General features: G+C 38.3%; 7 protein-coding genes. 3 read left to right on the top strand and 4 right to left on the bottom strand.

Annotated features, from left to right (window positions below; genetic code table 11):
- The first annotated feature begins 525 nt into the window (after positions 1-525).
- The 3 genes from AC11ZT_RS09770 (at position 526) to AC11ZT_RS09760 (ending at position 3,610) form a co-directional block, all read left to right on the top strand.
- Positions 526-936, top strand: a complete 411-nt coding sequence (locus AC11ZT_RS09770) for an NUDIX hydrolase (RefSeq protein ID WP_484059413.1) — start codon at positions 526-528, stop codon at positions 934-936.
- Positions 937-1,319: 383 nt separating this feature from the next.
- Positions 1,320-2,627: a sensor domain-containing diguanylate cyclase gene (locus tag AC11ZT_RS09765; RefSeq protein ID WP_484059412.1), complete on the top strand. Its 1,308-nt coding sequence runs from the start codon at positions 1,320-1,322 to the stop codon at positions 2,625-2,627.
- Positions 2,628-2,698: 71 nt separating this feature from the next.
- Positions 2,699-3,610: a DMT family transporter gene (locus AC11ZT_RS09760; RefSeq protein WP_484059411.1), complete on the top strand. Its 912-nt coding sequence runs from the start codon at positions 2,699-2,701 to the stop codon at positions 3,608-3,610.
- 139 nt (positions 3,611-3,749) lie between these two features.
- Here the strand turns inward: AC11ZT_RS09760 and AC11ZT_RS09755 are convergent, their stop codons facing one another.
- The 4 genes from AC11ZT_RS09755 to AC11ZT_RS09740 all read right to left on the bottom strand — a co-directional run.
- Positions 3,750-3,884, bottom strand: a complete 135-nt coding sequence (locus tag AC11ZT_RS09755; RefSeq protein ID WP_484059410.1) for a YrzI family small protein — start codon at positions 3,882-3,884, stop codon at positions 3,750-3,752.
- A gap of 329 nt (positions 3,885-4,213) precedes the next feature.
- On the bottom strand, positions 4,214-5,890 hold the full coding sequence (locus AC11ZT_RS09750; RefSeq protein WP_484059409.1) for a PAS domain S-box protein: 1,677 nt from the start codon (positions 5,888-5,890) through the stop codon (positions 4,214-4,216).
- Between the two features lie 153 nt (positions 5,891-6,043).
- A complete protein-coding gene (locus AC11ZT_RS09745; RefSeq protein ID WP_484059408.1) occupies positions 6,044-7,537 on the bottom strand; it encodes an L-lactate permease in 1,494 nt (497 codons plus the stop codon).
- Positions 7,538-7,688: 151 nt separating this feature from the next.
- Positions 7,689-8,875: putative bifunctional diguanylate cyclase/phosphodiesterase (locus tag AC11ZT_RS09740; RefSeq protein WP_484059407.1), on the bottom strand; the 1,187-nt coding region annotated here is incomplete at its 5' end.

The following is an 8,875-nucleotide window of genomic DNA, read 5'->3' as shown; positions in this document are numbered from 1 at the left end:
TCACTACAGGCGTATTCCCAATCAATTCTGTAATATCTTCATATATATGCATGACTCTCATCCTTTTCGATAAAATAAGAAAATTCATACTTTACGTTATCATTGTAGCAACTATCCGTCAATTCATTCGATTCCGATTGGAAATAGAGTTGGTGGAATAGCTTGAAGATAGAGAAAAAGGCAAGCGAACATGATGAAATCTATCCCTTATTTGAAAAGTCGATAAATTGGGATTTTCGCTAATACATGCTTCATTGGTTACCTAAACCGGAAAATTATTGGAATTGTGGGTATCAAACTAATTGTTTGATTACCGCTATCTTTCCTTTTCCTCATTTGCAGGCATCAATCTGATCCTTGTATACCAAACAGTATCTTGCAAAACAATATACCGTTTGGATATTTTTTCTATTCTTATCCCCCTTTCAGAACTTATAATAGAATCAAGAATATATACAGGAGGAACTCATTGTGGCAGATTACATCTCATATCTACGAAATTTTGTTGGGCACAACAAGGTAATTATGGTAGTCGCTGGCGTGTTTATTTTGGATGAGCAAAACCGAGTTTTGTTGCAGCAACGTTCAGACAACGGACTTTGGGGGCATCCGGGCGGCTATATGGAGCTTGGGGAAACGATTGAAGAAACCGCAAGACGAGAAATTTGGGAAGAAACAGGACTTACGCTTGGCAACCTTGATTTACTTGGCGTCTACTCCGGTCCGAACTTTGAACGCACTTTGCAAAACGGGGATCAAGTGTCCCTAGTCAAATTTATGTTCACAACGCGCGAATTTTCCGGTAACCTCCACGAAAATAATAACGAAACACTCCAGCTTCGCTTCTTTCCCTTAGACGAATTACCTGAAGTTTGGCACCTACAGCTACCTGCATTTGAAGATTTAAAAAAGCAAGGCGGACCGTATATTAAGTAGCCCGGAAAGGAAGAAGGATTCCCCTCTTCCTTTCCCTTTGCGCTATGATAAAACGATTCTTGCTTCCTCTCATTTATTTCAATATCATCCCAAATCTATATCGATTTAAAAACCATGGCATGGTAACATACAATATACATAACTATTGAAAAATACGATATTTCTTTTTTCTGTAAAGCTAACTAGAAATATTGATATGTAAAATAGTTCTCCTCTAAATTTATAACCTAGAACTTCTAATTTGTTTACACTATAATCATAGTAGTATATTTCAGCTTACTACTAGTAAGCTGAAAAAAAGTATAATATGTAACTATACGTATCTAACATATCAGAATGGTTTCCGAAATGAATTTCTATTTACATCTAAGAGGTGAACGTTTATGAACAAACAAATTGTGTCGGACTGTCGATTATTCTTTACAGCATTTTTACATGCACCCATTGGGATGGCTTTAGTAGGCCTAGATGGAAAATGGCTGAAAACAAACCCCGCTCTCTATGAAATGATCGGCTATAGTGAAGAAGAATTACTTGATATAACCTTTCAAGATGTTACGCATGAAGACGATCTAAAATTAGATAACTTCTATGTTGAGCAACTGTTAGCAGGAAAAATGGATACCTACCAATTAATAAAACGGTATTATCATAAAAATGGTAAAATTATTTGGGCTCTTTTAAGCGTTGCAATTGTAAAAGATCGTAAAGGTGTACCGCTTTACTTCATTTCACAAATTATCGATATCTCCGAAATGAAGCGCATGGAGAAGCGATCAAATGATACATTTACACTGCTTACCGAATATTCCAATGACATTATATCAAAGCATTCACAAACAGGAGAATTTTTGTATGTCTCTCCTAGTAGCAAAAAACTGCTTGGCTATGAAACGGAAGATATACTCGAGAAATCTCTTCTTGATTTTGTACATCATTCTGATTCTTTGTATGTAGAGGATGTGCTTCGCAGAATTATGTCTACTTCGAAAGTGCATACAGTTCGCTACCGTATAAAATGCGAGGATCATTCATACAAATGGATGGAATCGGCGTTTCGAACGATTCAAAATAAACAAGGAGACGACTTAGAAGTATTTGCTGTCACAAAAGATATTTCAGAAATTATAGATATCACGGCTCAATTACAACAAGCAAACGAAATTTCGTTCCACGATGAATTAACAGGAATCGGAAACCGCAGAGCATTTTCCACAACCATAGAACAACTATGTAATGAAAGTACATTAACAAATCAGACACTAGGGGTCATACTTTGCGACATCGATCAATTTAAACGTTACAACGATACTTACGGACATGTAAAAGGAGATACTTGTCTGAAACAAGTGGCGCATGCGCTTCAAGAAGTATGTGAATGCATCGATGGAACAGTTACTCGGTACGGCGGAGAAGAATTTATTATCCTCCTACCTAATACAAACAAAATACAAGCGTTGGAAGCAGGCGAGGGAATCCGTCATAAGATAGAACAATTACAAATCCCCCACAAAGCATCCACCGTTTCACCCTTTGTTACGATTAGCGTAGGAATCGCTCTTTCGTCCTGCCATCAAACTGAATCCCCAAATCAGCTCGTCGACCGAGCAGACAAAGCACTCTACGTAGCGAAACAACGGAGTCGAAATACCGTTGTACTGAGTGCATCTCCCAGTCAAGAATATATATGACAAAGATTTGACGAAAAACAATAGATTTTTCATCTAAAATTTAATAAGTAATAGATTGTGAGGGAACATGTATGAGTTCGCATAGCATCGTTGCAACAAATGAAAGATGGAAAGGAATTGTGTTTGTCATTACAGCAGCAAGTCTTTGGGGAATTTCAGGTACTGCTGCTCAGTTTTTATTTCAAAAACAAGGATTTAATACGGAATGGCTTGTTGGGACTCGTCTCTTGCTATCGGGTATGCTGTTACTTGCCTTCGATTATTCGAAACAAAAGCAGCATTTTTTTGATATTTGGAAAGACAAAAAGGACCGAAACAGTCTCGTTATCTTTGGTATTTTCGGCATGCTTGGAGTACAGTATACGTATTTTGCAACCATTACAGCCGGCAATGCAGCGACTGCTACTTTGCTTCAGTATATGAGTCCTGTTATTATTACACTCTACCTATCCGTTCGAACAAAACGTCTGCCAACCTTACAAGAAAGCTTGGCTGTGCTGCTTGCACTAGTCGGTACCTTTTTTCTTGTAACAAAAGGTGGTGGACTGCAATTATCCATAAGCACATGGGCAATTTTTTGGGGGATATTATCAGCCCTTACTGCTGCTTTTTATACGCTACATCCATATCGTCTAATCTTAAAATGGGGATCTATCCCGATTGTTGGCTGGGGGATGTTGATTGGTGGAATTGGCCTTAGCCTCCTCCATTCTCCTTTTCAATTCAGTGGGCAATGGTCGATTGAAGCCGTGTTTGCCTTTCTCTTTATTGTTTTGTTCGGCACCCTTCTTTCATTCTACATGTATTTGGAGAGCTTAAAGTATATTCGTGCCTCAGAGGCGAGCGTACTTGGTAGTGCGGAGCCGCTATCTGCGACCTTCGTATCCATTGTTTGGCTAAATCTATCCTTTGGCATCACAGAATGGATTGGAATGATTTGTATACTTAGTACTATTCTCATTTTATCAGTAGGAAAGAATTAAAGAGAGGGCCTCCACACGCGCAGAAGGCCCCCTTTCACTACCCAGAATCTACCTCTGTAATCCACACCATTTCTAAACGACGCATCATTAGCAGTCTTTTCATCGCATCTCTCTCCCTTCTTTATAATAAGTACCTACTTTACAGATTTAAAAATAGGTGACGACTTTTTAGTTCATCCATTTTCTGCTTTACTTGTTCATCGTGCTTGTATTCTTCAATCGTACGTTTTCGCTTTTCAATAATAACCGTAAAAATGAGCAGTTGTAATCGCATCGTTCTTCCTCCCTCCTTCTTACTGAAAATGGCACAAAAAAGCCGCAGGATCATTCTAGCTCCTGCGGCTTACATGAAAAAGCCGCAAGAAACAAATCGTCCCTACGGCGTGATTTTACAAGGATTTGTGCAATTTCAGCACTCCCGCCAATTGGTCGACTGATATTGGGTTGTAACTATTACGAAATACATCATAGGTGTTTTCATGCTAATCGACCTCCTTTTGGAATATTTTTCTTACGTATCTTATTATAGTATATGAAAAAGGGGTTTGTAAACTGTTTTAATTACCAAAATGACCCATTTTTTAAAAAAAACAGTTCCCATTTCTATCCCTTACTGGAAGCAGTAGAAATCATATTCTTTCTGCTTCTCGTCTCATTTGAAATCGGTAAAGTGACTGTGGCAGTCGTTCCTTCTCCCTGCTTGCTGTCAAACATGATGCTTCCTTTATGGAATTCTATAATCCGGTAGCTTACCGTAAGACCGAGTCCCGTTCCTTTCTCTTTGTAAGAAAAGAATGGTTCACCTAAATGCTTAAGATGCTCTTCGGACATCCCACTTCCATTGTCGTGAACCGTAACGACGATATGAGTATCATCTTTACGGTTTATCTCCACCTTTACACGGGATGCATTTGCTTCAAATGAATTTTTAATTAGGTTAATAAAAAGCTGCTTCAACTGATTTCCTTCACAATCAATAAGTGGAAGATGCTCTTCTTCCTCTTTCGTCATTTCTACACCATGAAAATTCGCCTGTGTTTCAAGCAGCGACATGACATCCTTTACAATACTACGAATATCTTCTTTCTCAAATGTTATTTTTTGCGGCTTTGCTAACACGAGAAGTTCACTTACTATATTATTAATACGATCTAATTCATTTAACATAATTTCATAATAATGCGGATCCGTCGTATCTTTTCTACTAAGCAATTGTACAAATCCACGCAAGGCAGTAAGGGGATTGCGGATTTCATGAGCAACTCCTGCTGCAAGCTCACCAACTGTAGATAGCATTTCCACTTTACGTAGTTGTTCCTCAGTCTTTTTCCATTCTGTTACGTTTTGACCATAACCGATAACACCTACCATTTGATCTTCTACAATCATCGGAACTGTCGTACAATTTAATATCCGCTTGGACCCATCTTTATGTAAAAGCTGTACCTCGTGATTTGTTGTTCCCTCTTCATTTTTTAGCACATGCTTAAATACTTCAATCGCCTGATTGCGATATTCTTCATCAATGATGCGCAATATGGATTTCCCGATAAATTCCTCTGTTTTAAAGCCGGTAACTACTTCAAAATGGGGACTTAAATCCGTAATAACCCCATGTAAATCGACCATATATACCACATCTGGATTGTATTTAAAAAGAGATTTATAGCGTTGCTCACTTTGTGTGAGCTTCTTGTCAGCATTTTTTTGTTCCGTAATGTCACGGCCAATTACAATTAATGCTTTTCTCGTTCCGTTACTATGAAACAAGGGAACTTTAATAACATCTAGTATTTTTGTTTCCCCATTAGGCTGGGGAATAATTTCCTCACATCGCATATTCTTACGTGCCAGCCACGTTTTTTCATCGGAAATTTCACAATAGGAAAAAATATCTTTAAAAAAAGGGTTATGCGCGCCAAGTTCCGCATCCGTCATACCGCGGTAATCCACATTTTCAAGCTGAAACAAATGCACGCCAAAGTTATTGGTCTCAATCCATCTGCCATTTTCATCTTTCAACGTAACAAAATCAACCATGGATTGAATAAGATGACTTAATCGTAGTTCTTCCTGATGGAGCCCTTTTGGTTGCTTCTGTTTTGATAGTAAATAGTATAAAAAGCACCCTGAAATAATAATATATATCAAATCAGTAATTCTACTAAACAACAGCATACTTTGAATTCGATTAGTAGAGGCACCCTCTAGCACATTTACAAACAAAAACCATCCAATCGTAAAAACAGCATAATAGACAACTAGTTTTTTGTTTCCCACATTGCGCTCTCCTTTACCTCTGTTATTCACCATTGTAACGGAATTGTCACAATCCGACAATATGATCGGAATTACTACATTCTATGGCAGAGAAGAGCGAAATATGCCCGATAATAAAAAAATGTATATTATTTCAAGTATAAATAACTTTCCCTACCAAAAAAAACTCCATAGGATCATTTCAGCTATAATTAGAATAATCGTTCCTCCAATTAAAAAAGTGGTTTTACGAAGCAGTTCGTTTTCCCGAAATGGAATGCCGCAAATATAAGCGCCAAGCGTAATTCGAGATGGACTTGCAATTGTCGCAACCGAAGAGCTCGTATTTTGCCCCATCGTAATAGATTCCCATGGCAACCCAATATGGCGTGCCGTTTCCATTTGTAGCTTCATAAACATTGCATTGGAACCTGCATTACTGCCTGTTAAAAACCCACCAACCGCTCCAATGATAGGTGCAACTACAAGGAACATCCTCCCAAATGTATCACCTGCTGCTTGCGCGAGCAGAGAATGCATTCCAGATGCCCCCATTAATTCGGATACAGAAATAAACATAGTTGTTGTAATAAAAAAGGTAATCCATTGCTTACTCGTTTGCAGTAGAGATTCTTTCACAATACGAAACGGAATCCTTAGTAAAAAAATGGTGAATACACAAGTGATAAAGAGCCAAAATCCTGGCGAATACAAAAGTTGTAGTTTATAAGAAAAAGCTGGAAGATCAACAACTGCATTGCTTACTAAAGTGTGCTGAAATACTGGAACGATCCGAGAAAGAAGAATACATACAGTTAAAAATAAGTACGGACTCATAATTTTAACAATAGATTCCCGTTCACCTGCAACGGACGCTGCTTGCTGGCCATAGGCTTCCTCATTCACATTCGATTTCGCTAGCCAAAGTCCATAGCTAGTCGTTATCATAGGTCCTAATATGCCAGCTAGCTCGACACTGACATATTTACTAAATAAATAAATCGAGGATGAAAACAACAGAAAAAAGATAACGCTTTCTTTCCACTTTTGCACAACTGCTGACCAACCTCCTACAATGAAGAGTGCGGCAACGATGAAGTAAGCAAAAACAGGGGTACTTAGTAGCGCTGTGCCCGCTCCCATTTTCGCTAACGGCATATTTAGAATTTGCGTTCCAATAATTGTTCCTGTGGCAAGTGCTCCCCAAGAACTTGCTAATAACCCAATAAACGAGAGCAAAGCAGACTGTAATGGAGGATAGCCAAGCGCCAGAAAAATCGGAGCTGCAATCATAAATCCAATTCCAAAGCCGCTTGCAGACTCGATGAGCGGGCAAAGTCCAAAGCAAAGGAGAAGAGTTTGTAACAATCTATCTCCTGTCGCATACGTAATAAAGGTAGCAATACTGCTAATACTCCCCATTTTATTCATGAGGTGAAATAATAAAATGCCAAAAAATAAAACGTAACCGATGATAAAACAAATAAGTGCTCCTTTTATCGTTGCATGCGTAATTTGCCCAACTTGTAAATGAAATGCTGGATACGAGAGTACGATACATAGCGAAGCTAAGTATGCAAACAAGGAAGCTCGTAAACTCGTTTGCCTCATAACAAAAAGAAAGAAAAAGATGCTAATAATCGGCATAATCGCTAGCAAAACTTCCATACAACCACCATCCTATGTAAAAAATAACAATCATTTTGTAAATCTATTATATAACAGTTATTAATAATATTATATAGTGTTATTACAGATTTGTAATTACAAAAAATAAGCCCTACTTTTTCCTTTATATTTGGTAAAGGAAAAGTAGGGCTTATATAGCTCCAACAAACGACACAAACTCATTTGATGGAAGTGGGGGGCTAAAGTAATAGCCTTGCACATGTGTACAATTTAACGAGTTGAGAAAGGCTAACTGCTCTACAGTCTCAACCCCTTCAGCAATGAGCTTTACATTACACTGCTCTGCCAAAAATGTGATAGCCGAAATAATCCATTTATTCCGGTAGCTAAGTGCAAGTTCTGTAACAAATTGCGGTGCAATTTTGATCGTATGTACTTGATATTGCTGTAAATATTGCAAGTTTGAATAACCTGTTCCAAAGTCATCAATGCTAACACGCACACCTAATTGATGTAAATTCTTAAGTTTTTCTATCGCTTTCGTATCTTGTTCCATACTAATCGATTCTGTTAATTCAAGCTCCAAGTCTTTAGGGTTTAGCCCCGTTTGTTTAAGCGCGTCCTTAACAATATCTATAAAATCATCTTGGACAAATTGTACAAGAGAGACATTTACACCTAACCTACCAATACTATACCCTTCCTCTTTCCACTGGGCACATTGGCGGCACGCCTCATACAGCACCCATTTCCCTAGCGGAATAATAAGACCGGTTTCTTCTGCAGTAGGAATAAATGTAGCTGGGGATATTATTCCCTTTTCAGGATGTTTCCACCGTACTAAAGCCTCCATACCGCTCAGCTTTTGCGTACGTGTATTAATTTGCGGTTGGTAATAGAGCACGAACTCTTGGTTGGATACAGCACGCTGCAATTCCAATGTCAGTTCGATTTGATCCGTTATTTCTTTCTTCATAGAAGGTTCGTACATGCTGCTAGTCCGTCCAACTTTCTCTGCATATAGAAGGGCAAGCTCTGCGCGCTGTAAGCTCTTCTCACGTTCTTCAAGCGTTGATATTGCATATCCGACGCTACAAGAAAGATAAAATAGTTGTCCTTGTATTGAAAATGGTTGTTTCAGACTGCTTTGTATCATTTCCAGCGTCGAAGAAATGTCTAGTACACTGCTACTTGTCACTAATAAGGCAAACCGATCGCCTGAAAGTCTTGAAAGGTAACCGATTTCACCAATTTGTTTCTTTAATCGTTCTCCTACGCTATAAAGCATCTCATCGCCTATTGTAAAGCCTAAATGTATATTCACATATTGAATTCTCTTCACATGAATGATAAGTAATGCAACCTTATTATTTTCAG

The organism is Ectobacillus sp., assembly GCF_056992975.1.
This window is presented reverse-complemented; position numbering and strand designations above follow the sequence as displayed.

Bases quoted from the DNA above. Each gene is read 5' to 3' on its own strand.
- AC11ZT_RS09770 (WP_484059413.1), top strand. From the start codon at position 526: ATGGTAGTCGCTGGCGTGTTTATTTTGGATGAGCAAAACCGAGTTTTG.
- AC11ZT_RS09765 (WP_484059412.1), top strand. From the start codon at position 1,320: ATGAACAAACAAATTGTGTCGGACTGTCGATTATTCTTTACAGCATTT.
- AC11ZT_RS09760 (WP_484059411.1), top strand. From the start codon at position 2,699: ATGAGTTCGCATAGCATCGTTGCAACAAATGAAAGATGGAAAGGAATT.
- AC11ZT_RS09755 (WP_484059410.1), bottom strand. From the start codon at position 3,884: ATGCGATTACAACTGCTCATTTTTACGGTTATTATTGAAAAGCGAAAA.
- AC11ZT_RS09745 (WP_484059408.1), bottom strand. From the start codon at position 7,537: ATGGAAGTTTTGCTAGCGATTATGCCGATTATTAGCATCTTTTTCTTT.